This window comes from Acinetobacter sp. B51(2017) (genome assembly GCF_003711395.1).
Classification (GTDB): domain Bacteria; phylum Pseudomonadota; class Gammaproteobacteria; order Pseudomonadales; family Moraxellaceae; genus Acinetobacter.
The window spans coordinates 14,137-40,288 of sequence record NZ_PJRJ01000020.1; the positions used below are offsets into that span (position 1 = coordinate 14,137).

Annotated in this window: 31 protein-coding genes and 1 pseudogene; 13 read left to right on the forward strand and 19 right to left on the reverse strand. The window is 40.7% G+C overall.

Annotated features, from left to right (window positions below; genetic code table 11):
- The first annotated feature begins 35 nt into the window (after positions 1-35).
- From rpiA to CYK47_RS10365, 7 genes are all read left to right on the forward strand, one after another.
- Positions 36-707, forward strand: a complete 672-nt coding sequence (gene rpiA / locus CYK47_RS10335) for a ribose-5-phosphate isomerase RpiA (RefSeq protein WP_122901471.1) — start codon at positions 36-38, stop codon at positions 705-707.
- A 56-nt stretch (positions 708-763) separates the two neighbouring features.
- Entirely contained in the window at positions 764-1,417 is a 654-nt protein-coding gene (locus tag CYK47_RS10340; RefSeq protein WP_122901473.1) for a M48 family metallopeptidase, read from the forward strand.
- 213 nt (positions 1,418-1,630) lie between these two features.
- Entirely contained in the window at positions 1,631-2,683 is a 1,053-nt protein-coding gene (gene argC, locus CYK47_RS10345) for an N-acetyl-gamma-glutamyl-phosphate reductase (RefSeq protein WP_171407316.1), read from the forward strand.
- An 80-nt stretch (positions 2,684-2,763) separates the two neighbouring features.
- Positions 2,764-3,495 carry a DUF6776 family protein gene (locus tag CYK47_RS10350; RefSeq protein WP_122901477.1) on the forward strand — a complete coding sequence of 244 codons (732 nt, stop codon included), beginning with the start codon at positions 2,764-2,766 and terminating at the stop codon, positions 3,493-3,495.
- A gap of 17 nt (positions 3,496-3,512) precedes the next feature.
- Positions 3,513-3,926: an ATP-dependent Clp protease adapter ClpS gene (gene clpS / locus CYK47_RS10355; RefSeq protein WP_122901563.1), complete on the forward strand. Its 414-nt coding sequence runs from the start codon at positions 3,513-3,515 to the stop codon at positions 3,924-3,926.
- Positions 3,927-3,935: 9 nt separating this feature from the next.
- On the forward strand, positions 3,936-6,212 hold the full coding sequence (clpA, locus tag CYK47_RS10360; protein WP_122901479.1) for an ATP-dependent Clp protease ATP-binding subunit ClpA: 2,277 nt from the start codon (positions 3,936-3,938) through the stop codon (positions 6,210-6,212).
- Positions 6,213-6,278: 66 nt separating this feature from the next.
- Complete coding sequence (locus CYK47_RS10365) at positions 6,279-6,632, forward strand: YnfA family protein (RefSeq protein ID WP_122901481.1); 354 nt, start codon at positions 6,279-6,281, stop codon at positions 6,630-6,632.
- On the opposite strand, the gene CYK47_RS10370 is transcribed toward CYK47_RS10365, so the two are convergent.
- From CYK47_RS10370 to CYK47_RS10390, 5 genes are all read right to left on the reverse strand, one after another.
- Complete coding sequence (locus CYK47_RS10370) at positions 6,629-7,096, reverse strand: hypothetical protein (protein ID WP_122901565.1); 468 nt, start codon at positions 7,094-7,096, stop codon at positions 6,629-6,631. The two genes, CYK47_RS10365 and CYK47_RS10370, sit on opposite strands and share 4 nt — an antisense overlap.
- Before the next feature lie 96 nt (positions 7,097-7,192).
- Entirely contained in the window at positions 7,193-8,113 is a 921-nt protein-coding gene (argF, locus tag CYK47_RS10375) for an ornithine carbamoyltransferase (protein ID WP_122901483.1), read from the reverse strand.
- 115 nt (positions 8,114-8,228) lie between these two features.
- Positions 8,229-8,888, reverse strand: coding sequence for a TetR/AcrR family transcriptional regulator (locus CYK47_RS10380; RefSeq protein WP_122901485.1), 660 nt, complete (start codon positions 8,886-8,888; stop codon positions 8,229-8,231).
- A gap of 141 nt (positions 8,889-9,029) precedes the next feature.
- A complete protein-coding gene (locus tag CYK47_RS10385; RefSeq protein WP_122901487.1) occupies positions 9,030-9,638 on the reverse strand; it encodes an aminotransferase in 609 nt (202 codons plus the stop codon).
- 44 nt (positions 9,639-9,682) lie between these two features.
- Positions 9,683-10,171: a CinA family protein gene (locus tag CYK47_RS10390; protein ID WP_122901489.1), complete on the reverse strand. Its 489-nt coding sequence runs from the start codon at positions 10,169-10,171 to the stop codon at positions 9,683-9,685.
- A gap of 227 nt (positions 10,172-10,398) precedes the next feature.
- Between CYK47_RS10390 and CYK47_RS10395 the strand changes: the two genes are divergently transcribed.
- The gene (locus CYK47_RS10395; protein WP_122901491.1) at positions 10,399-10,629 is read left to right on the forward strand and encodes a hypothetical protein; all 231 of its coding nucleotides are present in this window, start codon (positions 10,399-10,401) and stop codon (positions 10,627-10,629) included.
- A 41-nt stretch (positions 10,630-10,670) separates the two neighbouring features.
- Here CYK47_RS10395 and fdx read toward each other — a convergent pair whose 3' ends face one another.
- The 8 genes from fdx to CYK47_RS10435 form a co-directional block, all read right to left on the reverse strand.
- The gene (fdx, locus tag CYK47_RS10400) at positions 10,671-11,009 is read right to left on the reverse strand and encodes an ISC system 2Fe-2S type ferredoxin (RefSeq protein WP_122901493.1); all 339 of its coding nucleotides are present in this window, start codon (positions 11,007-11,009) and stop codon (positions 10,671-10,673) included.
- Positions 11,010-11,025: 16 nt separating this feature from the next.
- Complete coding sequence (hscA, locus tag CYK47_RS10405) at positions 11,026-12,885, reverse strand: Fe-S protein assembly chaperone HscA (RefSeq protein ID WP_122901495.1); 1,860 nt, start codon at positions 12,883-12,885, stop codon at positions 11,026-11,028.
- Between the two features lie 36 nt (positions 12,886-12,921).
- On the reverse strand, positions 12,922-13,437 hold the full coding sequence (hscB, locus tag CYK47_RS10410; protein ID WP_122901497.1) for a Fe-S protein assembly co-chaperone HscB: 516 nt from the start codon (positions 13,435-13,437) through the stop codon (positions 12,922-12,924).
- Positions 13,438-13,528: 91 nt separating this feature from the next.
- Entirely contained in the window at positions 13,529-13,849 is a 321-nt protein-coding gene (gene iscA, locus CYK47_RS10415; protein ID WP_122901498.1) for an iron-sulfur cluster assembly protein IscA, read from the reverse strand.
- Positions 13,850-13,886: 37 nt separating this feature from the next.
- Entirely contained in the window at positions 13,887-14,276 is a 390-nt protein-coding gene (gene iscU, locus CYK47_RS10420; protein WP_122901501.1) for a Fe-S cluster assembly scaffold IscU, read from the reverse strand.
- Between the two features lie 103 nt (positions 14,277-14,379).
- Complete coding sequence (locus CYK47_RS10425) at positions 14,380-15,597, reverse strand: IscS subfamily cysteine desulfurase (protein WP_122901503.1); 1,218 nt, start codon at positions 15,595-15,597, stop codon at positions 14,380-14,382.
- Between the two features lies 1 nt (position 15,598).
- Positions 15,599-16,072 carry an Rrf2 family transcriptional regulator gene (locus CYK47_RS10430; protein ID WP_122901505.1) on the reverse strand — a complete coding sequence of 158 codons (474 nt, stop codon included), beginning with the start codon at positions 16,070-16,072 and terminating at the stop codon, positions 15,599-15,601.
- A gap of 112 nt (positions 16,073-16,184) precedes the next feature.
- Positions 16,185-16,829 (reverse strand): hypothetical protein, encoded by a 645-nt coding sequence (locus CYK47_RS10435; RefSeq protein WP_122901507.1) that lies wholly within the window; start codon positions 16,827-16,829, stop codon positions 16,185-16,187.
- A gap of 231 nt (positions 16,830-17,060) precedes the next feature.
- On the opposite strand from CYK47_RS10435, the pseudogene CYK47_RS10440 reads away from it, so the two are divergent.
- The 3 genes and pseudogenes from CYK47_RS10440 to CYK47_RS10450 form a co-directional block, all read left to right on the forward strand.
- Positions 17,061-17,444 (forward strand): annotated as a pseudogene (locus CYK47_RS10440) (phasin family protein); the annotation flags it as partial.
- 156 nt (positions 17,445-17,600) lie between these two features.
- Positions 17,601-17,873, forward strand: coding sequence for a non-specific DNA-binding protein Hbs (gene hbs / locus CYK47_RS10445; RefSeq protein ID WP_122901511.1), 273 nt, complete (start codon positions 17,601-17,603; stop codon positions 17,871-17,873).
- Between the two features lie 128 nt (positions 17,874-18,001).
- Complete coding sequence (locus CYK47_RS10450) at positions 18,002-19,867, forward strand: SurA N-terminal domain-containing protein (RefSeq protein ID WP_122901513.1); 1,866 nt, start codon at positions 18,002-18,004, stop codon at positions 19,865-19,867.
- Positions 19,868-19,896: 29 nt separating this feature from the next.
- Here CYK47_RS10450 and CYK47_RS10455 read toward each other — a convergent pair whose 3' ends face one another.
- On the reverse strand, positions 19,897-20,769 hold the full coding sequence (locus CYK47_RS10455) for a DUF2797 domain-containing protein (RefSeq protein WP_122901515.1): 873 nt from the start codon (positions 20,767-20,769) through the stop codon (positions 19,897-19,899).
- 35 nt (positions 20,770-20,804) lie between these two features.
- On the opposite strand from CYK47_RS10455, the gene CYK47_RS10460 reads away from it, so the two are divergent.
- Both CYK47_RS10460 and CYK47_RS10465 read left to right on the forward strand, forming a co-directional pair.
- Entirely contained in the window at positions 20,805-21,269 is a 465-nt protein-coding gene (locus CYK47_RS10460) for a DUF6231 family protein (RefSeq protein WP_122901517.1), read from the forward strand.
- A gap of 90 nt (positions 21,270-21,359) precedes the next feature.
- Complete coding sequence (locus tag CYK47_RS10465; RefSeq protein WP_122901519.1) at positions 21,360-21,980, forward strand: YidB family protein; 621 nt, start codon at positions 21,360-21,362, stop codon at positions 21,978-21,980.
- Between the two features lie 62 nt (positions 21,981-22,042).
- Here CYK47_RS10465 and CYK47_RS10470 read toward each other — a convergent pair whose 3' ends face one another.
- From CYK47_RS10470 to CYK47_RS10490, 5 genes are all read right to left on the reverse strand, one after another.
- Positions 22,043-23,122 (reverse strand): porin, encoded by a 1,080-nt coding sequence (locus tag CYK47_RS10470; RefSeq protein ID WP_122901521.1) that lies wholly within the window; start codon positions 23,120-23,122, stop codon positions 22,043-22,045.
- A gap of 171 nt (positions 23,123-23,293) precedes the next feature.
- Positions 23,294-23,707, reverse strand: coding sequence for an HIT family protein (locus CYK47_RS10475; RefSeq protein ID WP_122901523.1), 414 nt, complete (start codon positions 23,705-23,707; stop codon positions 23,294-23,296).
- 25 nt (positions 23,708-23,732) lie between these two features.
- Positions 23,733-24,002: a YARHG domain-containing protein gene (locus tag CYK47_RS10480; RefSeq protein WP_122901525.1), complete on the reverse strand. Its 270-nt coding sequence runs from the start codon at positions 24,000-24,002 to the stop codon at positions 23,733-23,735.
- Between the two features lie 77 nt (positions 24,003-24,079).
- Positions 24,080-24,952, reverse strand: coding sequence for an NAD(P)-dependent oxidoreductase (locus CYK47_RS10485; protein WP_122901527.1), 873 nt, complete (start codon positions 24,950-24,952; stop codon positions 24,080-24,082).
- A gap of 14 nt (positions 24,953-24,966) precedes the next feature.
- Positions 24,967-26,061 carry an alpha/beta fold hydrolase gene (locus CYK47_RS10490; protein WP_122901529.1) on the reverse strand — a complete coding sequence of 365 codons (1,095 nt, stop codon included), beginning with the start codon at positions 26,059-26,061 and terminating at the stop codon, positions 24,967-24,969.
- Between the last annotated feature and the right edge of the window lie 91 nt (positions 26,062-26,152).

Genomic DNA, 26,152 nt, shown 5'->3' on the forward strand with positions numbered 1-26,152 from the left:
CAGCAACAAAGGTCAAATTTTAGTCGAGTAAAGCGATGAGCCTATATACTACCCAAGATGAAAAGAAAAAAGCAGCCGCAAAAGCTGCATTAAAGCATTTACCGAAAGGCGGTATTTTAGGCGTTGGTACGGGCAGTACTGTGAATTTCTTAATCGAAATGTTGCCTGAATTACAACTTGAAGCGGCTGTTTCAAGCTCAGAAGCAACTGCAGAACGTCTACGTAAGTTGGGTATTGAAGTTGTCGACATGAACTCTGTTGCAAGTTTAGATGCCTATGTAGATGGTGCAGATGAAATTGATGCCAATTTACACATGATTAAAGGCGGCGGTGCAGCCTTAACGCGCGAAAAAATCGTGGCGTCAATTGCCAAAAAATTCGTATGTATCGTAGATGATTCAAAGTGGGTCAATCAATTGGGCGTAGGCTTTGCGCTTCCTGTTGAAGTGATTCCAATGGCACGTTCAGCTGTAGCACGTAAAATTGTCAGCTTAGGCGGTGACCCTGTTTACCGTGAAGGCGTAGTGACCGATAACGGTAACGTGATTTTAGACGTACATAACTTAAATATCTTAAATGCCTTAGAGCTTGAAAAAACCATTAACGATATTCCGGGTGTGGTATGTAACGGTATTTTCGCAATTAATAAAGCGGATATTGCGGTTGTTGCAACAGACAACGGTATTGAAGAACGCACAGCAGGCTAATTTTTGCTGATTTCCCAAGTCTAAATGTAGGCTTGGGAAAATCTGACTTAAAAATAATGACCCACTCTTTACCTGAAATACAGATTCAACCTAAGCTGAGCGCCAAGCGTTTTAGACTCAGGGTGTATCCTGATAAAATTTGCTTAACCGTACCTTTTTTCGCGCGTAAGCAGCATATTCAAGCTTTTCTGGCACAGTCGCAAGCTTGGTTAATAGAAGCATGGCAAAAACAACACGTCAGCCCATTTATTCCTCCTCAGCAACTACAACTCTTTAATTTAGAACAGCCCATTCATATTATTTACCAAGCGCAAAAACAAGCCTTTTACCTGCAAGATCAACAGCTTTTTATTGATGAATCTCAAGTGCAGGCTGCTTTAAAGGCTTTTATCTTCAGTTATGCCAAACAACATTTGCCGCTTTTTTTGCAGCAAGTGAGTACTGAAATCAATTTACCTTATCAAAAAATAACTATTCGCCAAGCCAAAACCCGTTGGGGCAGTTGCTCATCGACAAAAAACATTATGCTGAGTAGCGCTTTGGTGTTATGTGAACAACATCTCGTGCGTTATGTCTGTATTCATGAGTTGGCACATACTTTACATATGAATCACAGTGCCGATTTTTGGCAGGTAGTGGCACAGTTTGATCCCGATCATTTACAGCATCGCCAACGCTTAAAACAACAGCAAATTCATGTTTTATATTGAATTTTATTGCACTAAAATATCCACTATATTTAGCCTAAGTAAGTTTTAAAATAATTTTATACGTCATCAAAAAGATAAAACCTATTTATTTGATTTGATTATTCAGTTGATCTGTTGCTTTAAATAGCAACAAAGCGCTGTGAAATGGTTTTGAAAAAATCAACTTCCTGTCATACTAAGTCTTGATGAAAACCAACGAGATAAATTGAGGTTGTGCACGTGATTACTGTCGGAATTGTAGGTGGTACAGGGTATACAGGCGTTGAATTGTTACGTCTTTTGTTACGTCATCCGGATGTACAAGTAACACTTCTCACCTCACGTACGGAAGCGGGTCGCCGTGTGGACGATATGTTCCCAAGCCTACGCGGACATACCGATCTATGCTATTCGGACTTAAATGTAGAACAATTAAAGCAATGTGATGTTGTATTTTTTGCAACCCCACATGGTGTAGCCATGAAACATGCGGCAGAGCTTGTGGCAGCCAACACCAAAGTCATTGACTTAGCTGCAGATTTCCGTTTGCAAAATTTACAACAATTTGAAAAATGGTATGGCTTAGAACATGCTTGTCCAGAGATTTTAAAAGATTCTGTTTATGGTTTATCTGAACTGAATCGTGACAAAATTAAACAAGCCCATGTGATTGGTAATCCAGGTTGTTACCCAACGACTGTACAATTGGGTTTAGCACCAGTATTAAAAGCACAAGATTTAGTCAAACCAGAAAGCATTATTATTGATGCTAAATCAGGTGTGTCAGGTGCGGGGCGTAAAGCCAGTCTGGGTATGATTTATTCAGAAAATGCCGATAACTTTAAAGCCTATGGTGTGGCAGGGCACCGCCATCATCCGGAAATAGTCGAAGCCTTAGAAAACATCTCAGGTCAAACAGGGGTGTTTGATCATATTGTGTTTGTGCCGCATTTAGTGCCGATGATTCGCGGCATGCTCAGCACCATCTACATTGATTTAACTGAGCAAGGTCAAGCGACCGATTTACAAAGCTTATATGAAGCATTTTATGCCAACGAACAGTTTGTAGATGTGATGCCTGCAGGCAGTTCACCAGAGACACGTTCAGTGCGTGGTGCCAACCAGTTACGTATTGCTTTATATCGCCCGCAGCCGCAAAAGCTGATTATCTTGGTAGCACAAGATAACTTAGTGAAAGGTGCAGCAGGTCAGGCTGTACAAAACATGAACTTAATGTTTGGTTTTAGCGAGAATGCTGGTCTAGACGGCATTGGTTTATTACCATAAAAAACGCTTTAGCACTTCACACACATTTAAATTTACCGTTAAATGTGTGTGCTTGGCTTTATTTGACCTAAGAGATGACAATGCAAGACACCGATTCAAATACAACACAAAAAAAACCAATCTTACAAGGTAATTTACCCCTAGCACTTGGCGCTGCAATTTTAGTGCTCAGCAGTGGTTTCTTGGCGTATTCAATCGGCCATCGTCAGGGATTAACGGTCACAGGCTATGATGCAGATGCAGAACAACTGGTTGAAGTGGTACAAAAACAAAAAGCCAGCCTTGAATCGTTAAATAAAAGCTTAAATGCCGCCATTCAAGAGCGTGACGTGGCTGTAACCAATTCCAATGATTTATATGCTGCTGTTAATCAAGCCAAAGCTAATCAAGAGCAAGCCGAAGGCATGAGTGCCATTTACCGTGAAGTCTTAAAACAACGCGGTGGTCTTAGTCTGACTATTCAAAACTTAGGTATTAAATCTTTACCTGAAAATGTATATGAATATCAAATTGATTTGGTGCAAGTCAGCCCAAATAATCGCCGCGCGACTGGAAGTGTAGAGCTGCGTCTCATTCGCGGTACAGAAGTACTCACCGTGCCACTTGAAGACTCTCAATTTGGTTTTGAAAATTACGAGCGTTTAACTGGTCGTTGGACCATGCCCAAAGGTTTTAGCCCACAATTTATTGAGGTGCGTTTAACAGGTGCGACATCTGTTACAAAGCGTTTTAGTTGGTCGCGTGGTCAAGCGGTTGAATCACCCTCTGCCTTTGTCGCAGAGATCCCACAAGTCGAAGCAAATGCCCAATAATGGTGAATCAGAGTCATATGCCAAGTTCTAAGCGTTGTGTTTGTTTAAATCAAATAAAAACCACTTTTCAACAATCAGGTCTCGTGGATTGGCATCTCGCGCCGCGTTTAGGTGATACGCCGCAGCAAGATGAGCATGGCGACGTGGCTGTGAAACCTGCGCCACCTGAACTTAAACGCCCACCGTTATATATGGTGTTATTAATGAATGACGATTACACGCCAATGGACTTTGTAATCGAAATTTTACAACAATACTTTGCAATGAATCTTGACCAAGCAACTCAAGTAATGTTAACAGTACATTATGAAGGAAAAGGTGTAGCTGGGGTCTATCCGCGAGACATTGCAGAAACCAAAGCCAACCAAGTCAATAATTATGCTAGAGCTCAAGGACATCCTTTATTGTGTCAAATTGAGCCGAAAAGTTAAGGGGGTTGCATGCTCAGTCGTCAATTAGAAGTATCACTACGTTTGGCTGTTAGCATGGCTCGTCAAAAGCGCCACGAGTTTCTAACAGTTGAACATTTGCTATTAGCCTTATTAGACAATGATTCTGCCGTCACAGCCTTAAAAGCATGTGGTGCGGACATCATCGTGTTACGTAAAGAATTAGAAGAATATATCGAACAGCATACCCCTAAGTTGGGTGAACACGCTGAGCAAGCGCCACATCCAACTGAAAGTTTTGATCGTATTTTACAACGTGCCATTTTCCATGTGCAATCAAGCGGTGGTGATCGTACGGTGGAAGGTGCGGATATTTTAGTGGCCATGTATTCAGAGCGTGACTCATTTGCGGTTTATCTACTTAAACGTCATCAGATTAATCGTTTAACCTTGACCCAGTACTTATCGCATGGGGCTCGTAAAGAAGATGTGCAGCCCGAAGAAGAAGTTGAGGATTTAGATGGTGAGACCACAAGTTCAAGTAACTCAGGTCCACTTGAGCTGTATACCACTAATCTTAATTTGGAAGCGCAAAAAGGCAAAACTGATCCTTTAATTGGTCGTGAAAAAGAAATTGAGCGCGCGGCACAAATTTTATGTCGTCGTCGTAAAAATAACCCGCTCTTGGTCGGTGATCCTGGAGTAGGTAAAACTTCGATTGCTGAAGGTTTGGCATGGCTGATTGTCAATGGTAAAGCCCCCAAGCCACTAGAAAATGCTGAAATTTACAGCCTTGATATTGGCGCTTTGGTTGCCGGTACCAAATACCGTGGTGACTTCGAAAAGCGCTTAAAGCAGTTGCTGAATGCCTTAAAGAAAAAACCTGATGCAGTATTATTCATTGACGAAATTCATATGATTATTGGTGCAGGCTCAAGTATGGGCAGTACCATGGATGCCTCGAATTTAATTAAGCCAGCATTGTCGAATGGTACATTGCGTTGCATTGGTTCGACTACCTTCCAAGAATACCGTCAAGTATTTGAGAAGGATCATGCTTTATCACGTCGTTTCCAAAAAATTGACGTCAATGAACCGTCAATTAACGAAACCATTGATATTTTACGTGGCTTAAAAGTTAAATTCGAAGATTTCCATAATGTCGAATACGACGATAGCGCCTTAATTGCTGCAGTTGAATTATCTGCTAAATTTATCAATGACCGATTCTTACCCGATAAAGCCATTGATGTGATTGATGAAGCCGGTGCACAGCGTCGCCTCAAAGCAGAGCAAGATGACACTTTAATCACAGTAGAAAACATTGAAGATATCGTGTCGAAAATTGCGCGTATTCCGCCAAAAACTGTGTCTAAAGATGATAAAACCGTACTGGGTCATTTAGAACGCGACTTAAAACGTGTGGTGTTTGGTCAAGATGAAGCAATTGAAGCATTGGCATCGGCGATTAAACTGTCGCGTGCGGGTTTAAAATCACCAGATAAACCAGTGGGGAGCTTTGTCTTTGCCGGCCCAACAGGTGTGGGTAAAACCGAAGTGACGAAGCAATTGGCGAAATTGCTTGGTGTGGAACTGGTGCGTTTTGATATGTCTGAGTACATGGAGCGTCACGCGGTATCGCGCCTAATTGGTGCGCCTCCGGGCTATGTGGGCTTTGACCAAGGTGGTCTACTCACAGACGCGATTCATAAAAATCCGCACTGCGTATTGTTATTGGATGAAATTGAAAAAGCGCATCCAGATGTATTTAACTTATTGCTACAAATTATGGATCATGGTGCCTTGACCGACAATAACGGTCGTAAATCAGATTTCCGTAATGTGGTGTTAGTACTGACCACCAACGTGGGTGCAGAAAGTATTTCACGTACCAGTATTGGTTTTGTGGAGCAAGATAACAGCAAAGACAATACCGATGCAATGAAAAAAGCCTTCTCACCTGAATTCCGTAACCGTTTAGATAGCGTGATTCAATTCCAAGCGCTACCAACCTCTGTGATTGAAAGTGTGGTAGATAAATTCTTGACTGAACTACAAGCGCAGCTAGATGAAAAACGTGTGGTGCTTGAAGTCGATCAAGATGCACGTGAATGGATGGTTGAACATGGTTATGATCGCCTGATGGGTGCACGACCAATGCAACGACTTATTCAAGAACATTTGAAAAAACCACTTGCCGAAATGATCCTATTTGGTGAGTTGGCAGATCATGGCGGTAATGTTGCAGTATCAGTGAAAAAAGAAAATGGCAAAGCAGTCGGTCTGAAACTTGAAGTGTTTGAAGACCAAACAGCTGAACCAGCTTAACTTTTTCGCATATTATAAAACCCATGTACGCATGGGTTTTTTTTATTGTCATTTCATTGAGCATGTATGGATATTCAAATCACTAAAATCTTGACTACAGTGGGACTGTTTTTTGTTACCGCATTGATGGAAATTTTAGGCTGTTATTTTCCTTATTTAATTTTAAATCAAAATAAATCGCATTGGTTATGGTTGCCGACTGCTCTAGCTTTAATCGTATTTGTCTGGTTGTTAAGCTTACATCCTGCGGCATCAGGGCGGATTTATGCAGCCTATGGCGGGATTTATATTGCCACTGCTTTGTTATGGTTGAAGTATGTTGATGGATTGGCTTTAAGCCGTTGGGATCTACTGGGTGGTTTTATTGTGATGACTGGAGCCTTGGTGATTATTTTACAACCCCAAGGCTTGCTTCGTTAAAACGCACAGTCTTTTTGTTTTAATTCCACCGTATATTGATGTTGAGCAGAGCTTAAATTTAACACCACACGATAAGGATTGGCACGTTGATACTCATGCTCAAAGAAAATTTCGCAATTTTGACTCAAATTCTTTTTGATTAAAGCTTGTACTTCTTGATGACCTAAATCACGCTCAAATTGCTCAAAATCGGGTGTCACAATTAAACCTGTTAATTGTGTTTTACTGCTGGATAATTGCAGCTTTTCAATTACAGTATTTTGATCAATTTGTAAGGGCAAGGTGCGTGAATCCTCGGCACTGAGTACAGTTAATAAAGCATTAAGTTCCTTTGCGTTTTTAATTTTAAACTTCTGATCAATGATTTTCTGTTGTTGTAAATATTGATCAAATTCGGTTGCAAGTACAGGTGCCGACAACATCAGACCTAAACTAAACAGCACTGTTTTTTTGAATAATTGCATAACATCACCTAGCATGGGGCTAATTTCATTATGCCGTAAAAATAAAAAAAAGCACCCTTATGGATGCTTGTTTTTGTGAGCTTTATCAAAGCAAAGTTAATCTTTTTTTAAATTTTCATTGATTAAGAATTCAACCAGTGCTTTTTGCGCATGTAAACGATTTTCTGCTTCATCCCAAACCACCGCATTTTTATGATCGAGCATATTTTCAGAAATTTCTTCACCGCGATGTGCAGGTAAGCAATGCATAAATAAGCAATCAGGATGTGCTAAATCCATTAAGCGTTCATTGACTTGGTAGTCAGCAAAGGCTTGTTCACGGATCTTTTGCTCTTCTTCTTGACCCATGCTCGCCCAAACATCAGTCACAATTAAATCTGCATTCACAGCAGCATCTTCTGCTGAATTAACTAACTCAACACAATGCGCAAATTCGCTTAAGAATTTTTCTTGTGGTTCATAGCCTTTTGGTGCAGCAATTTTGAGTTTAAAGCCCCACATATGCGCCGCTTCAATATATGAATTACACATATTGTTGCCATCGCCAATCCATGCTACGGTTTTTCCTTCAATAGAACCACGATGTTCTACAAAAGTTTGCATGTCTGCTAACAATTGACATGGATGATGATCATCAGTTAAGGCATTAATTACAGGCACTTTAGAATAAGATGCAAAGCGTTCTACGATGTCATGTCCAAAAGTACGGATCATCACGATATCTAGCATGCTTGAAATCACGCGTGCAGAATCTTCAATTGGTTCACCACGGCCCAATTGCGTATCGCGTGGAGATAAGAAAATCGCGCTACCACCAAATTGACTCATGCCTGCTTCAAACGAAACGCGAGTACGTGTGCTCGATTTTTCAAAAATCATGCCCATGACTTTGCCAGTAAATGGTTGGAACACTTGGTTATTATGCTGCATACGCTTAAGTTCAATACCACGTTGCACAATTTGGTTCAGTTCTAAAGTCGATAAGTCGCGTAGGGTTAAAAAGTGACGTAGAGCCATTCGTTACTCCACAATAATTGCTAAGTTTCAAAGGAAACAACAATTAGTTGTTGGTTGGTTAAACAAAAATAGGGAATCAATTAATATACTATATGCAGATCAAATTGCAAAAAAACTAGACCTTTTGGTGACCGTCTAAGAACACATCTACACAATAATGAATGTATTTGAGTGTTTCTTGATCAATTTCTTCTGCGGGTTGTGGCAAAGGTAAACCTAACAGGACGCGCCACTCCAAATTACGCAAAATACCAAAGTACATGTGTGCCGAATACACTGGATTTTTACACACAATATACTGTTTGTCATGTGCCAGTTGTAAGGCATGTGCCAAACTTTGCTGAATTTCTTTTGGACCTTGCTCATGAATATATATGGCAAGTTCAGTATTGCGTTGACTTTGTTCTAAGATCAAACGTAAAAATGCCGCATTCTCAGGCTGGATAATATGTAAGTAAAAACGAATTAAGGTGTCAATTAAATATGTTCTTAAATCTTGACCCGCTTGGGTAAAGGGCAAACTAATGTCTTTAAAAAACTGTTCACGGCGATAATCACAAATTGCCGTAAACAAGCCTTCTTTATTGCCAAAATATTTATAAATTGACGCTTTAGAACCGCCTGCATGATTCACAATGTCATCTAATGACACCGCATCGTAGCCTTTTTCTAAAAATAGACGACTGGCACTGAGTAATAGGGCAACACAACGCTCATGCCCACGTTTGGTTTGGGGCATATCACGTAGCGGTTCAATGTGCTCAAAATCAGGCATAGAAGTCAACAACACCAAAATAAATCATGGATAAACGCATCACAGTGATCATAGCAAAAAAACCGCCTAATTACTGCAATTGCCTAGCTTTAGCTGCTTGACTTCAAGCATACTTTACCTACATTAAAGGAATCAGGGGTATTATTTCAAAATTACGGCATCTTCTACACTATAGCCGCCCTCCATCGCAATACCTTGATATTTAACCACAGCTAAAATTTTGTTGTGTTTAGGAATGCTATAACTTTGACTGAGCTGAATTTTAGGCTGATAGCTGATGGCATTTTGTATTGGGCTACGTAGCGCAGACTTTTGTACTTGGTAACGATATTGGTATTCTAGCAAGCTGCAAGAGGGATCCATGGCCGCTTTAACTCGTCGTTGTTTACGCTGTAAAACCTTTAATTTAAGTTGGTTGGTGTTTACTTTGGTCAGTGGCTGTAGTCGGCGCTGAATTTTGGCGAGGGCTTGATTGAAGGCTGCTGGATCTTGATCAAAATCGACTTTTTGAGTTTTATGATGAATATACAGTGAGCTGACATCAATTTGTTTTTGTGGTTGTTTACTGCCTAGAAGATAATAGGATAACTGCGGTAAACGACCTCGACCATCATGGAAATGTCGCAATATATACACTTTTTGATCTGGTGCATCATAACCCAGCACTTCAATGCTTTGTGGGCCACCTACAGTTGCTAAGGCAAGACTGGGGAGGGCGGCTAGACTACATAGTGCAATTTTAATATTCATGTTGAGCTTCCTTGAAATCAGTCAACATCTGTCAAATATGGGTTTTATCGGGTGGTGACATCCTGTGGTAATGTGTTAAGTAAAAGCTGACAAACTGCTGAAATCAGCGCATTTAAACGTAAACTGGGTGCGTGTTTAAAATAATAACGCTGATTAATGACCTTACCTTGATAAGCTAAACTAATAAAAAATGTCCCTTCTGGCTTATCTGAGTAAGCAGAACCGCCCGGTTTTAATAAACCTGTACAGGCCACAATAATATCCGCGCAACTAAATAAATTCTGTCCAGCAAGTGCCATGGCTTGCGTGACTTCAAGCGACTCTGCACTATAGTCTTCGATCAATTGCGCAGGAATATTTAAAAGATGTTGTTTTACCCATGGATCATAGCAAACTAAGCCACCGAGCAAAATGTTTGCACCCGTATTTTTATATAAAGCAAATTGGCTGGCTAAATAACCTGCGCTTGCACTTTCAATAAAGGCAATTTTTAAGCCATGCTGTTCTAAATAATCACAACAAATTTTTAGCATTTTCTTTTAATTAATCGTATGAGTACGTACTAGAATAAAACAAAAATGCTGAATAAATAACTGATTTTATCGCTTACAAATATCAAAAAAATTGAAATAATTGTACAAATGCTCAACTTCAGTTCAATTGAGTGCAAAAACGGCAAACTTCAAAAAAATAAGTATCATCTCAGCTTAAAAGCTGTTAAAAATAAAAATAAAGTGCTTAGTGAAAGTAGGTTTATAAAATGAAAACGATCGTAAAATATGTGGTGTTAAAAAGCAGTGACTACCAACTTGGAACCCCACTTTTTCAACAAGAATTGCAGGCTGATGCATTATATTTTGATCAAATTCCCGCGATTATCCAGCATCAAAATTTAGAATTTAAAGTGAAAAGTAAAGAGTTAAACCGTAAACAAACAGCTGAAGAACAAGACCCGACACAGCATATTTTGGTGAAGGTCATAGCAATTTAAAAAAAACCACGCGTTAAGCGTGGTTTTTTCATCAAATCATGTTAATGATTTTCAGAGGCATGGTTGATAGTGTATTTAGGAATTTCAACTTCTAAATCTTCATCCACAATGCGCACTTGACAGCATAGGCGTGAATCAGGTTCTAAGCCCCAAGCACGGTCAAGTAGATCTGCTTCTACATCATCCATTTCTTCAAGGCTATCAAAACCTTTGCGTACCACAACGTGGCACGTCGTACATGCACATGACATATCGCAAGCATGTTCAATTTTGACACCATTTTGCAGTAGGCTTTCGCATAAATTGGCATTGGTCTCAACATCAAATTCTTTGCCTTCTGGGCAAATCGTTGCATGTGGCAATACTTTAATACGTGGCATAGTCGTTACCTATAAATTAATTTGAGTTAGACCAGTCATCTAATTTGGTGCCTTTTAAAGCAGCATCAATATGTTGGTTCATTCGTAGCGCAGCAAAAGCGTCGGTATGGACTTTTAATGCTGCCACCGCCTGTTCAATGGCTGGAAGATCTGTGCCATTTAATGTGCTTTCAAGAGCTGCTTGTGCCGCTTCAATTGCTGTACGTTGCGCTTGATCTAATAAATGTGCATCGGCTTGTAGGGCAGGTGCTAGCGCTTCAAGTTCACGTTTTGCTTCAACTTTAGTTTCATTGAGCTGACGCAGTTCTTTATCCACTTCGGCAAACTTAAAACCATCGAGTAATAAACGCTCCATATCTTGATCAGATAGACCATAAGACGGTTTGATATCAATATGTGCATTTACACCAGAAGTCGTTTCTTTGGCTGCAACACTGAGTAGACCATCTGCATCGACTTGGAAAGTCACTTCAATACGTGCTTGACCCGCCGTCATTGGTGGAATACCACGCAATACAAAACGACCTAAGCTACGGCAGTGTTCAACTAAATCACGTTCACCTTGCACTACGTGGATTAACATCGCAGTTTGACCATCTTGATAGGTGGTAAACTCTTGACGACGTGCCACAGGAATTGCAGTGTTACGTGAAATCAGACGCTCAACCAAGCCCCCCATGGTTTCTAAACCTAAAGACAACGGTGTGACATCAAGCAGTAAAGAACCATCGGTACTGTTACCAATGAGTTGATTGGCAGTAATTGAGGCACCAATCGCAACCACTTCATCTGGGTTAATGGTACACAGTGGTTCTTGCGCAAAGACTTCACGCACAGCTTTTTTCACAGCATAAGAACGTGTTGAGCCACCGACTAACACCACGTTTTGAATGTCGCTCAGTTCGAGTTTGGCATCACGTAATACACGTTTACATACACTGATGGTTTTATCTAAAGCAACTTTAATAATCGCTTCAAAGCTAGCACGATCTAAGGTCAATGTTACGTCTAAAACTTGCAGGGCAACGCTGTCTTGTTCGGTAAGTGCTTCTTTGGCTTGACGTGCAGCAACTAAAACTTGCGAATATTGATGATCATCGAGGATATCAATATTGAGCTGTTTTTTAGCCCATTTCACGATTAAGCGATCGAGGTCGTCACCACCTAATGCAGTGTGACCACCAGTTGCTAATACTTCAAATACGCCTTGAGAGAAACGTAAGATGGAAACGTCAAATGTACCACCGCCTAAGTCGTAAATCACGTAGTTACGGTCAGTAGCTAAATTCGCATCTTGATCGAGACCATACGCCACCGCAGCAGCAGTTGGTTCATTCAGTAAACGTAATACATTTAAGCCAGCAAGCTCCGCAGCATCACGTGTCGCTTGGCGCTGCGCTTCATCAAAATAAGCCGGTACAGTAATCACCGCACCATTAATTGGATTTTTTAGGCTATCTTCAGCACGCAGTTTAAGCTGGTTTAAAATTTCAGCCGAAATCTCTACCGGTGTCTTTGGACCTTGCGCTGTAGCAAAAGCAGGCATTTGATTGTCTTCACCCATTAATTCATAAGGGTGCTGAAACTTAATGTCGGCTTTTGAACGACCCATAAAACGCTTCACTGAAACAATGGTGTTTTTAGGGTCTTGAGTAATAAATGCTTTGGCTTCATCACCATAAACCGCACGTTGTTCATTATAGTGAGCAATCGAAGGGAGTAACACTCGACCTTGTTGATCATGCAGGACTTTGGCTTGACCCGAAAGTACCGTCGCAACTAATGAATGTGTAGTGCCTAAATCGATGCCAATCGCAATACGGTGTTCATGCGGTGCACTTGATTGACCAGGTTCTGCAATTTGCAAGAGCGCCATGCGTTACATCCTTTGAACTAAAAATAAATACATCAATTAAAAATCATCATCTAAATCAAAGTCTTCATCATCTAAGATGCGATCTTCAGCTTTTTCAATGTCGGCCATGACTTTGACAAAGAAACGTAGTTTACGCACTGTATCGCGCGCTTCCCCCCAATCTTCATCATCATAATCAATTTTAAATTCACGAACTAAGCCGTCAATCCATTGTTGTACTTCAACTTTTAACGATTGTAATTCTTCACTTGAACGCGCGTCATCAAGCTGTTCACGAATTTCAAGGGCATCTTGCAAAAATTCAAAATCACTAATCGATTGATCGAGATGATAATCTTGTTTCTTTAAGCCTAATAAATATCCCGCACGGCTATCAACCTGAGATAACACTTTATAGGCCTGATTGATCTCGCTAGATTTGATCAGGGCTTGATCTTTATCACTGGCTTTATCAGGATGATATTGTTGCTGCAACTTTAAAAATTCGGCTTTTAAAGTAGCTAAATCAATATCGAGTGCTACAGGAAGATTGAACAGCTCAAAATGATTCATGGGAGATTCCGGCTAATTTTACTGAGGTTAAATGCAATTAAAACAGTGTAAGTGACACTGTTTTAATGCAAAATAAGACAACGAGGAGGGCTTAAACTGTAAAAGATTCGCCGCAGCCACATTCGCCTTTTTTATTTGGATTATTAAATTCGAAGCCTTCGTTAAGCCCATTTTTTACGTAATCCATCTCCATACCTTCGAGATAAACTAAGCTTTTTGGGTCAACAAAGACTTTTACACCAAATTGTTCAAACATTTGGTCATGTGTATCAACTTCGTCAACGAACTCAAGCACATATGCTAAGCCTGAACAGCCTGAAGTTTTCACACCAACGCGAATGCCTTCACCCTTACCACGATTTTTCAGGTAATTGCTGATATGAGCTGCAGCATTTTCAGTTAAATTGATCATGAAAACTCCGTTAAATTCAATCTAAAACTCAGAACAATTAAGCTTTGTCAGTTTGCTTGGCACGGTAGTCTTCTACCGCTGCTTTAATTGCATCTTCAGCAAGTACAGAGCAGTGTACTTTTACTGGTGGTAATGCCAGTTCAGTTGCAATGTCAATATTTTTAATTGCTTGAGCTTGATCTAAAGTTTTACCTTTTAACCATTCAGTTACCAGTGAACTTGATGCAATTGCAGAACCGCAACCATAAGTTTTAAAACGTGCTTCTTCAATCACGCCTTCGTCATTCACTTGAATTTGTAAACGCATAACGTCGCCACATGCAGGTGCACCCACCATACCTGTACCTACGTTTTCAGCATTTTTATCTAATACACCAACATTACGAGGATTTTCGTAATGATCGATCACTTTTTCGCTATAAGCCATGTTGCTTCTCCAAACCTCGGGGTCAGCGTTAATATTTAATATGAGGGTTAAAACATGAAATTCAATGAGATTGTGACACTAAAGCCACAATCTCAAACTCAAATTAGTGTTCAGTCCACTCAACTTTAGAGAGGTCAATACCTTCTTTATACATATCCCAAAGCGGAGAAAGTTCACGTAACTTCTCAACAGCAGCTTGGGTGATGCTCAACACGTGATCAATATCTTCTTCAGTGGTGTATTTACCAAAGCTGAAGCGGATAGAGCTGTGTGCAAGCTCATCAGACAGACCAAGCGCACGTAGTACATACGAAGGCTCAAGCGTTGCTGATGTACATGCAGAACCAGATGATACGGCAGCATCTTTAAGCGCCATCATCAATGATTCACCTTCAACAAAGTTGAAGCTTACATTTAAGTAGTTTGCTACGTTATAGGTTGGGTGACCGTTTAAGAACACTTGTTCTAAACCTTGCAAACCGTTCCATAATTTGTCACGTAATACACGAATACGCGCTTGTTCTGCAGCTAGGTTTTTACCTGCAAGTTCAAATGCTTCACCCATACCCACGATTTGGTGAGTCGCAATTGTACCTGAACGCATACCACGCTCATGACCACCACCATGCATTTGCGCTTTTAGACGTACACGTGGTTGACGGCGAACGTAAAGTGCACCAATACCTTTAGGACCATAGATTTTATGCGCTGAGAAGCTCATTAAATCAATTTTCATGGTTGAAAGGTCGATTTCAACTTTACCTGCTGCTTGAGCTGCATCAACGTGGAAGAAAATTTTCTTCGCGCGAGTGATCTCACCAATTGCAGCAACGTCAGTAATGGTACCGATTTCGTTATTGACCATCATCAGTGATACTAAAATTGTATCTGGACGAATCGCAGCTTCCACCATCTCAGGAGTAATTAAACCTGTTTGTGGTTGAGGCTCAAGATAAGTGATCTCAAAACCTTCAGATTCAAGCTCACGGCATGTATCTAAAATTGCTTTATGTTCAATTTTAGAGGTAATAATGTGCTTACCTTTTGAACCGTAGAACTGTGCTATGCCTTTAAGCGCTAAGTTATCTGATTCTGTTGCACCAGAAGTCCACACAATCTCACGTGGATCAGCTTTGATTAGGTTCGCCACTTGTTCACGGGCATATTCTACTTTTTCTTCTGCTTGCCAGCCATAAGCATGTGAGCGAGATGCTGCATTACCAAAAGTACCTTCAAACGTAAGGCACTCTACCATGCGTTCTGCAACTTGAGGGTCAACAGGAGTTGTTGCTGCGTAATCAAGATAAATCGGACGTTTCATGTCAAATACCTGTAACCGATAAAAGGGCTGAATCAAAAGATGCTGAATTTTGGCGAATGGCAACGGTTTGTACGTTGTCACGGGCGATTAAGTCAGCAAGTGAGATTTTTGCAAGATAATCGGCGATGTGATGGGAGAGTTCCTGCCATAAATCGTGAGTTAAGCACATTGCACCATTTTGGCAATTACCTTTATGGTCACAACGTGTCGCGTCTACGGTTTCATTTACAGCCTCAATGATTTCTAACACGGTAATATCATCTGCACTACGCGCTAAATGGTAACCACCATTGGCACCTCGCACACTAGACACTAGGCCGTGACGCTTGAGCTTCGCAAATAACTGCTCTAAATAAGCAACAGAAATCGTTTGGCGTGCTGCAATTTCAGCAAGCGTGATCGTTTGTTCAGTTGGCTGCAAAGCTAAGTCAAGGAGTGCAGTCACTGCGTAGCGACCGCGAGTTGTTAAGCGCATGATTCGATACACATGTTAAGACTAGATAAGGTGATTTTAAGAATCCTGACTAAAATAGTCAAGTTTTTTTATTGGGCGAAAATTGCTTTTAATTTTTTAGAAAATGAATACTTTATGCGAAGAAAATAGTATACAACAATATTACAATTAAAAGCAGTATCAGGCTTGAAAATATAAAATTTAAGCGTTTTTGCTTGCTTTGTAAGTGACGAACACGGTTTTTATATTGTTTAAGTTCAACTTGTAAACGATTAATTTGCGTGCGTTGATCATCAATTTTTTCTAATAAAGGATGAATGCGCTGTTTAGAAGAGACTAAATCCGTACTCTCTGAAGGCTCTTTAAGCCATTGTTTCCAGTCAGACAATACTTTAGGTAAACTAAACATTAAAGCTAAGTCGCGAAATTCATCTTTTAAGGTTACATCGCCTTGGATACGCATTGCACGAATACTGCGCTTATTACCCATAACAAAGATTTTGACTAAATCCATTAACGTGGTACGGATGTCTAGATCGACAGCTTGGCTTGGTGCTTGGGTATCAAACAAAATACCATTTTGGTTGAATTCAACATAAAAGTCGAAGTAGGGCACATAACTGTTAATTTTTAGGCGAATATTTTGGTCTACGAATTTTTGAGCTTGGTGAGCAATAACAGGGTCGTGTTGTAATACAAAAGTAAATAAAGTTTCAAGCGCGACCATGCTCATCTCTAGAATCACGGGTGCTTGTTGCTTCTTATTACGTTGACTCATAAACCATCCTTGCCCAATAAATAGAAATTCGCCACAGCTTTGTAGAACAGTTTTACAAAACGTTCAAGTGTTAGCTTTGCTATTATAAGATAAATCCACTTTTTGATGTTAAAACCGTACACAAAATAAGCAAGGAGGCAACGTATGCCAACACAACAGCAGGATAAAAACACACAAAATAGCCTAAGTAATATAGACTCACATGAGAAACCTAAACGTCTAGAAAATACACGCAAAAATATGCTGGATTTTCGTAAATATACTCAGCAAATTTGGCTAGCAGGTTTAGGTGCATTTTCACGTGCTGAAGAAGAGGGTTCTAAACTCTTTGAAAATTTAGTAAAGATGGGTGAAGAACTTGAATCAAATATTGCTGAAAGTGCAAAAACAGCGCTAGAGACAGTAAAAAATACCCCAAAAGCAAGCGATGAGCCGCCAGAAAAGCTTGATAAAGGTTGGGATCAGCGCGTGCAGCAATCTCTAAATAAAGTTGGCCTTGCGACACATAAGGATATTCAATATTTAGAACAACTTATTTTACAGTTACATCATAAGGTTGATGCCTTGGCACAAGAAAATCAACAACTCAAGCAGCAATTGCATCCTAAACCTTAAGCTTTAGTCGCACAGGATTTCTTTATTTTTATTATTTTTAATAAAAGCAGCAAGATAGTATTGCGTTTTGCACTAAAGCATTGCTATAAAGGCGTTATACAGGTTTTTAGTTATAGTTTAGATCTTGAATAAAGAGATTAAGAGGACGTAATTTTCATGAATAAATCAGAATTAATCGATGCAATTGCAGAGAATGGTGGACTGTCAAAAACTGATGCGGGTAAAGCATTGGATGCAACAATTGCGTCAATTACAACTGCACTAAAAGCAGGTGATACAGTTACTTTAGTCGGTTTTGGTACTTTTGCAGTAAAAGAACGCGCTGCACGCACAGGTCGTAACCCACAAACTGGCGAAACTTTAGAAATTAAAGCCAGCAAAGTTCCAGGTTTTAAAGCAGGTAAAGGCTTAAAAGATGCAATCGCGTAAGCCCTGTTGTGTTTAAGGACGCGCTCAGGCGCGTTTTTTTATGAAATCACGGTTTTTGTACCGTACGACGATTCATTCAATAGGGGTTTTCGGTTAAAATTCCCCGCAAATAAAATATTGGAATACTTATGGAAGCTTTTCGCAAAGTTATTAAGGGTTGGCTAGGTAAAGTCCTGCTGGTGTTGTTTTTAACCCCTTTAGCGCTTGTAGGTATTGAAGGATATTTTAGCGGTGGCAAATCTGAAGACACGGCTCAATTGGTCAATGGCGATGAAATTTCTAAAAAAGAATTAGAAGCACTTACCAAGTCGTTTAAACAGCAATATCTATCTTATGTGAATGGTGATGAGACTTTGCTCAATGAGCGTTTTATTGAAAATAAAGCCTTAGATAGCTTAGTAGCCCGTACCTTACTATTACAGCAAGCACAAAAACTAGGTATTTCTTTAAGCGATGCGCAAATTGAACAAATGATCGCGCAACAACCGAGCTTTCAAGAAAATGGTCAATTTTCAGAAACTTTGTATGCCAATTACTTGCGTTCTGTAGGGATGACGAGCCAAAGCTTAATTGCGAATTTACGCCAAGATCACGCCTTAAAAATGTTGAGTAATTCATTTTTAGAACATGCGTTGGTGAGCAAAAATGATATTCAGCAAATTGTAAACTTACAAACTGAACAGCGTACTTTACATTTGGCTAGCATTAAACTTGATGACTATAAAAAAGCAGTTCAAGTTTCTGAACAAGACATCACCAATTACTATAACCAACATAAAAATACCTTTAAGCAAGTAGCCAGTGTGGATGTGGACTATATTGTGTTCACACCAAGCAGTATGAGTACAGCACAACCCACTGTAACTGCAGCAGAGCTACAAGCAGCATATGATAAGTTTGTGGCATCTCAACAAAGCAATGCTCCAGCACAAGTGAAACATATCTTAGTGACTTTAGATGGGCGTTCTGAAGCTGAAGCTAAACAGCGTGCAACAGCGGCACAAGCAGAAATTGCCAAAGGGGCAACATTTGCAGCCACTGCACAAAAATATTCAGAAGATCCAGATTCTAAAGCCAAAGGCGGTGTGATTGAAGGGTATGCCAAAGGTGTATTTGGCGATGATTTTGATCAAGCGGTAGCAGCCAGCAAAGCAGGCCAAGTTGATGTTGTGAAAACTCAATATGGTTTCCATGTTATTCAAGCGCAAGCAGCAGCTATCAATGTGCCAAGCTTGGCGCAAGAAAAGCCACGTTTAGAGGCGGAAATCTTAAAAACAAAACAAGCGAATGCTTTCTCTGACCGTGTCAATGCTTTAAATGAATTGGTAATTAGCAGCGATGCCTTAGATGTTGTGTCGCAAGAAGTGAAAGGCACTCAAGTACAAAGCTTAAAAGGCATGACTTTAAGTACACAGCATCCTGTATTAAGTGATCCAAATGTAAAAACTAAGCTGTTTAATAGTGATGTACAAAATGGTGACCGCAATGCCTCAAGCAGTATTCAGTTAGCCAATGGTGATGTGGCTTGGGTTAAAGTCCGTGATTACCATGCGGCTGGTGTGCAAAGCTTAGTGGAAGCTATGCCACGCGTAAAAGCCACATTAATTGAGAAAAAAGCCGCTGCTGCTGCAACTGCTAAAATTCAAGCTGCATTAAATGACTTTAAAACTCAGCCCGCAGCCCAAGTTCGCGCTAAGCATGCTATCGACTTTGTAGATGCAGGTACATTTGCACGCTCACAAGGCTTATTAAAGCGTGATGTAGAGCGCGCTGCATTTAGTGTCTTGCCACCAAAAGAAGGTCATTGGTCAGTGACCACGGCGACTTTACCCAATGAATTGATTGTCGTAGGTGTTTCTAAGGTACAAAAGACTACCGATGCTTTAGCACCAGAGGCAGTACAAGAGCTCGCGAGTTTGTATCAAAAGTTGCGTGCTGAACAAGAATTAGATGATTACACCCGTTATCTAAAATCTAAAGCCAAAATTAAATAATAAAAAAACCAGCCCTCGGGCTGGTTTTTTTATTCGCTACGAATACAGAGCTCATAACCGGTATATTTACGAATGTTAATGACACCGTTATCTAAAATTAAATACTGACCTTTAATGCCTTGTAACTTGCCACGAATTTTCGGGGTTTTATCCAAATTATGTGATTTAATTTTTTCAGGATAGGCTGCCACAGGATAGATAAACTCTCGTGGACGCTCATGCTCTAGAATCTCTAAGCCTTCGTTAAAATCCAGACTCATACTAAATTCATCACGAATCATGGCAATTTGTGGGGCAAAATCATCTAAGAGTTGATCGCGAACTGTAATGAGATCAAGTGGAGGCGCTTCACCTTTCAGTAATTTACGCCAATCGGTTTTATCAGCCACTTCGGCCCCAAACATCACCTCTAATTGCCCTGATAAACGACGTGAGCCGACTTGCATAATTGGTAATGCTTGCGTCGCGCCTTGATCGAGCCAACGGGTTGGCATTTGTCCTAAACGGGTAATCCCGACTTTTAATGCACTAGAATTGGCTAAATACACAATATGCGGTTGGAAACACACCTCTTGGGCAAATTGCTCTTCACGGCAGGTGCCTAAATGATAATGACAGGTCTCAGGCTTCATAATGCACATATCGCAAGACGCTTTGGTTTTAAAACATTTAAAGCAATGTCCTTGAGAATAAGACTTCGGCGTTTTTTGACCGCAAGACACACAATAAATATTGCCACTCCATTCCAGTTCAATTTCTTGACCTAAAACGAAAGGTAGATCAATTTTTGTGCGATCTAGAATAAATTTGTACTCAACATTTGCCTTGTGTGTTTGTTGATCAGTTACACTAACGTCTTGCAAACCGGCATGCATTTTATGGCAAATGCCTTGATATTCCATATAAATACTCACTGAATGAAAAAGAGGATGTGCTCATGGCTGAGGAAAGTGTCATCACGTTAATGCTAGACGATTTATCCAAGGTGCAGCCGATCACCACAGCCTTATGTCTAGGGCAGGACTTAAGCGAGATTGCCCCTAAACTTGCTTGGCAATATTTTAACGTATCCGAGTTTTTAAATCTGCCTTTTCAGCAGCGTCATGATGTGGCGCTAGTGATCTTAACCAGCCCAGAGATGCAGCAATATACTGTTCAGCAAAAATCACAACTGTTGGTTAAACTGCGTGATTTAATGGCGAAGCGTATTGTGGTGGTTGCTGCATTAAGCGATGAAAAACTCCTACGAGCACTAGGCTTTACCCAACTGATTGATAAAACGAGCCATGCACATGATTTTGCTTTATGGCAATTTAATATTTTAACCTATAAGCATGTGCCAGATTGGTTGAATGCTAAGTTTTGGGCCAATCCTGAAAATTGGGATAAATTTCGTTGGTAAGCTTGCAAATCTTAACAAAGCAGTCAAGGAAAAACTTTACAAAATACGTATGCTGAAAGAGAGGGATTTGACAAAAATTAGGCAGTTGAAATGACAAATTTAAGCAATATTGTAGAGATTTTGGCTAAACAAGCCCTAGGTGGCAATCAACAGCAAAGCCAGCAAAATGGCTTGGGTGGTATCTTGGGCAGTGTTTTGGGTCAGCTTGGTGGACAATCCAGTCAGAACAGTGCACAAGGCGGCTTAGGGGGGATTTTAGGCAGTGTTTTAGGTCAATTAGGTGGACAGCAGCAACCTCAAGCACAGCCGCGCAGTAATGCTGGCTTCTCAGGTGGTGGAAAAACCCTATTAATTGCTGTGTTGCCTTTGGTATTGGCTTGGATTCAAAAACAAGGCGGTTTACAAGGGGCTTTAGATAAGTTACGTGGCCAAGGTCTAAGCTCACAAGTGGAAGATTGGGTATCCACGGGTGAGGGTGCCAATGCGAGTGTGGATCGGCAGGCTGTACAAAGCTTGTTTGATGATCAGGATGTCGAGCAAGTCGCGCAACAAGCACATACCGATAAACAAGATGTGTATGGCGCAATTTCAAAAGTCTTACCTGAGATTATTGACTCTTTAACCCCACAAGGTGAAAAGACCAGTAAGCAAGAAGCTAATGATGATATTCAACACGTATTAAATTTGGTGTCAGGTTTTTTAAAACGTTAAGCTTAAATAATAAAAAAGACCAGATTGAAATCTGGTCTTTTTTATAAGAAGTTGTGCCGAGCTTAGAAGTCGTAACGCATACCTACAGACAAACCAAGTGCGGTTTCGCCCGCAGCATTTACGCCTTGATCTTTGGCAGGCTTGTTACTGCGTGCTTGTGACCATGGTGTTAACGTGGCATTGTCATCATTCATCACAGCAGCTACGTTGCTATAGATACGTAACTGACTATCTAAACGATGTTCTAGACCTAAAGCCAATAAAGTTGAGTTGGCATCGTCGCTATCAACTTCACGATGGAAGACTTGACCACGTAATGAGGTTTTTGCTGCTAATTTATAGTCGGCCGCTACACCAAGCACATGCGCATCGGCATTCACGCCTACATCATTGTCACTGCTGGTAAACTGATATAAACCACCTAAGTTAAAGGCAGGTGTAATTTTATAACTTGCTGCTAAACGGAAACCATCACGCTCACCGCGGCTAACATCTTCTTCATAATGCTCATAAGCTGCGGCTAAATCTAAATCACCCGCTTTGTAGTTTAAGCCCAAATCATAGGCTTTAGATTTTTCGTTGCTTGCTTCGGTAGATTCATCGGCGATCATGGTGCCATTGTGTAAAGACAATGCCGCTTTAGCGGTAAAACCACCCCCAAATTTTGGCGATTGGTATTCGATGGTATTTGGATTACGTTCGTCAAAACGATGATCATAAGCACGGGTGATATTACGTAAATCACCGACTTGGTCACCAAAGAAATTCACTGGGTTACGTGCGGCTTTAAATGGTGAGTCAAAACGGCCCACTTTGACCTGACCAAAGTCACCTTTTAAGCCAACGTAGGTGTCACGCGTGGAAAAATCAACAGAATCTTTACTGTCATCTGCGCCGCTGGCGAAGTTAATTTGTTGTTCGATTTGTGCAAATGCGGTTAAATTTGGGTTGACTTGATGTTCAACTTTAAAGCCTAAGCGTGAAGCATTCGACGATAAAGCCACTTCATTATAATCTTTGCCGTCATCTAAATAATCTAAAGAAACGTGTGCACGACCATAAAGTTTAATATCTGCTGCCATTGCTAAGGCTGGTGTAAAAAGTGTTGCCCCAATTGCCAGTGCACAAAGTGTTTTGTTCATTGTTTGCTCCAGTAAAGAACTGAGCAGTAAGAAATATTTACTGCGCTTTATTGGCGCTCAGTATTGTCAATAAATAAGACAGTTCAATGAACAAATGATTGCAGTTTGATGACGATTCACAAGAATAAGCACAAAAAACGGAGCCAAATAGCTCCGTTTGTGAAGAAGTGTTTAAAGTGCGGCTTTAATTTTTTCTGCTAATGCTTGAATTTGTACTTGATCACCCATTACGGCGCCGTGTTTACCTAACTCATGAATAGAGCTTGGAATGAGATGAAAATGCACATGCGGTACAGTTTGACCCGCAGCAGCACCAGAGAGTTGCATCAGGACAATGCCTTGAACGTCTAAGGCTTTTTCCATAGCTTTGGCAACTTTTTGCACGACTTGAATGGTATAAGCCGCCGCTTCAGGTGCTAAATCAAGCAATGTTACCGCAGGGGACTTTGGAATCACCAAAGTATGGCCATCTGCTTGCGGCATGATATCCATAAAAGCTAAGACCTGTTCGTCTTCGTAGACTTTAATGGCTGGTAACTCACCACGTAAAATACGAGCAAAAATGTTTTGATCATCGTAAGCCATGATTTTTCCTTAAAAATCGCTGTAATTATTTACAGTTCAATTCTTTCTGTTTTTGCTTGATTTGGTCAAGACGTTGTTGCTCTTTTTCTGAGAACTTTGGTTCTTTACTCAAATGACAGTTTTTGCCATCAAAACGAGCTTGTTTGGCTGGGTCTTTAAAGCAAAAGCCCTTAGAAGCATAAATCACATCATGATCATCTTGCAGCTTCTGGCATTGCTGCTCATTGGCCGTGGCGTGGGTTGCAGCCAACAGGGTCATTAAGCTTGCTATCGCTGCAATGGTGAATTTCATCATGTTGATATTCCTTCATGAATTAAATGATGTATGCCTCTAATATTGGGGTGCTGGATGCAAAATACAATGACTAAAGCTTACTCAATTGTAATTTTATTCCAAGTTTCATACAGGTGGGCAAGGGTAGAAAAATCACTGCTCTGATCAGTTTGGTTGCTGGCTGCTTGCACTAAACTTTGAGTTTGGGCAATGACAGGTGCTGCTAATTTAGCCTGACGGACTAAGTCTAGCGCAATGCCAGTATCTTTGGCTAATAATGGAAGCGCAAAGGTCAATGGGAATTCACGATTAAGAATGCGTTGCGGTAATACGCTTTCGGTGACGCCACTTTTGCCACTTGAGGCATTAATACAAGCTAAAGCGCCATTTAAATCTACGCCGTGCGCTTTTAATGTGCCAAAACCCTCTAAAGCCGCACATAGATTCACTGCCATCAGCATATTATTGACCGCTTTTACTGCAAAGCCTGCACCGGGTTCACCCACATGTTGAATCAGTTCAGCAAAACATTCAATTGCAGGTAAAGCGCGTTCAACATCTTGAGCAGCACCGCCAATCATCACAGTTAGGGTGCCTTTTTCAGCACCAATGGTTTGACCTGAAACTGGCGCATCTAAAAAGCCAATCTGTTGGGCCTTGAGGCGGCTATGTAACAGACGCGCGCTGTCTGGCACACCGCTGGTGCAATCGACCCAAATTGAACCAGGTTTTAATTGCACAGTTTCTATTAAATCAATGACATCTTGACTGGTGGGTAAGCATGAAAAAATCACATCGGCTTGTACGGCTTGCGCCAGTTCTACAGCTTGTGAGCCATATTCAGCAGCATGTTGTTCGGCTTTAACAAAATTACGGTTCCATACCCACACCTGTGCAAAATTATTTACCAAGTGTGCTGCCATACGGTAGCCCATTGCGCCTAAACCAATGAATGCAACGGATTGAATCATGCGGATACCCTTTTTTATATCTGTGTCGATCGTTGTGTCAGCCAAGCCGCCATCTGTGGCCAAAATTCCTTGGCTGTATTTTGGTTAGACATAATCCCCATATGCCCACCTGGGATCAGAGTAAACGTGACATCCGTACTACTTGTCAATTCACATAAAGGCGCTACCGCTTTGGCTGAGACCAATTGATCGCGCAAACCCGCGCCCACCAAGAGATTGCAGTGAATATTTTTTAAATCGATAAGTTTATTATTTAAGTGAATATGACCGTTTTTGAGTGGGTTTTGCAGCCAAATATTGAGCATCATGTCTTGATTGATACCACCCGGGTAATCAATCATGTCGTTTAAATAAGCGCCCATGGTGGCATGTTCTTGCACAATTTGTGGATCATCTAAATTTTGCAAAAAGCGTTTATGACCATTGAACCAACCTTTTGGATCTAACAACTTAAATACAAAAGCATTGAGTTTGCCGGGGGTTTGAATCATTTTCTTGGGAAGTTTGCCTTGATACAGTGTCTCGGCAAGGCGTGGATAGCGTTGTAAAATCTTTTGCGTGTGTTTGAGTAATTCGCCGTGCCAACCGGTTAAGAAAGTATCAATTGGCGCACCTAAGGTAATTAAGTTTTTAATATGCTTGGAGTGATGATGCGCGGTATACAGCGTAGCGAATAAGCCCCCCATGCTCCATCCGTGTAGAGAGACCTCCTCACTATCGGCATGCTTACGGATATAGCTTAAACACGCTGGAATCGTGTCTTCTAAGAAGCTCATAAAATTAAGTTGGTGATGGCTATAGTTCAAGCGTCCCCAATCGAGTAAATACACTTCAAAGCCTTGTTGCTGGAAGTAATTGACTAAAGAACGATAAGGATACAAATCGTAAATCGAAACAGTCACAGCAAGTGGTGGAATAAACACCAAAGGCTGTAAAAATTTACGTTCTACCGCAGGATAATGACGTACTTTGGCATGTTCATACTCAAAAATCACCTGATACGGTGTGCTTTGCGAGACCACCAGTGAGGTACTACGAAACACCCGAGTAGATAAGTTTTTCAATTTATCTGTTTGATTTTTCAGGTTGAATTTGCCTAACTTTCTCATAAATAGCACATCTTTAGCAGTAGATTTGGACGAAGTCTAAACGATCATTGTATATTTTACCTTGACCGATAAGATACTAGGCGCTCAAAAT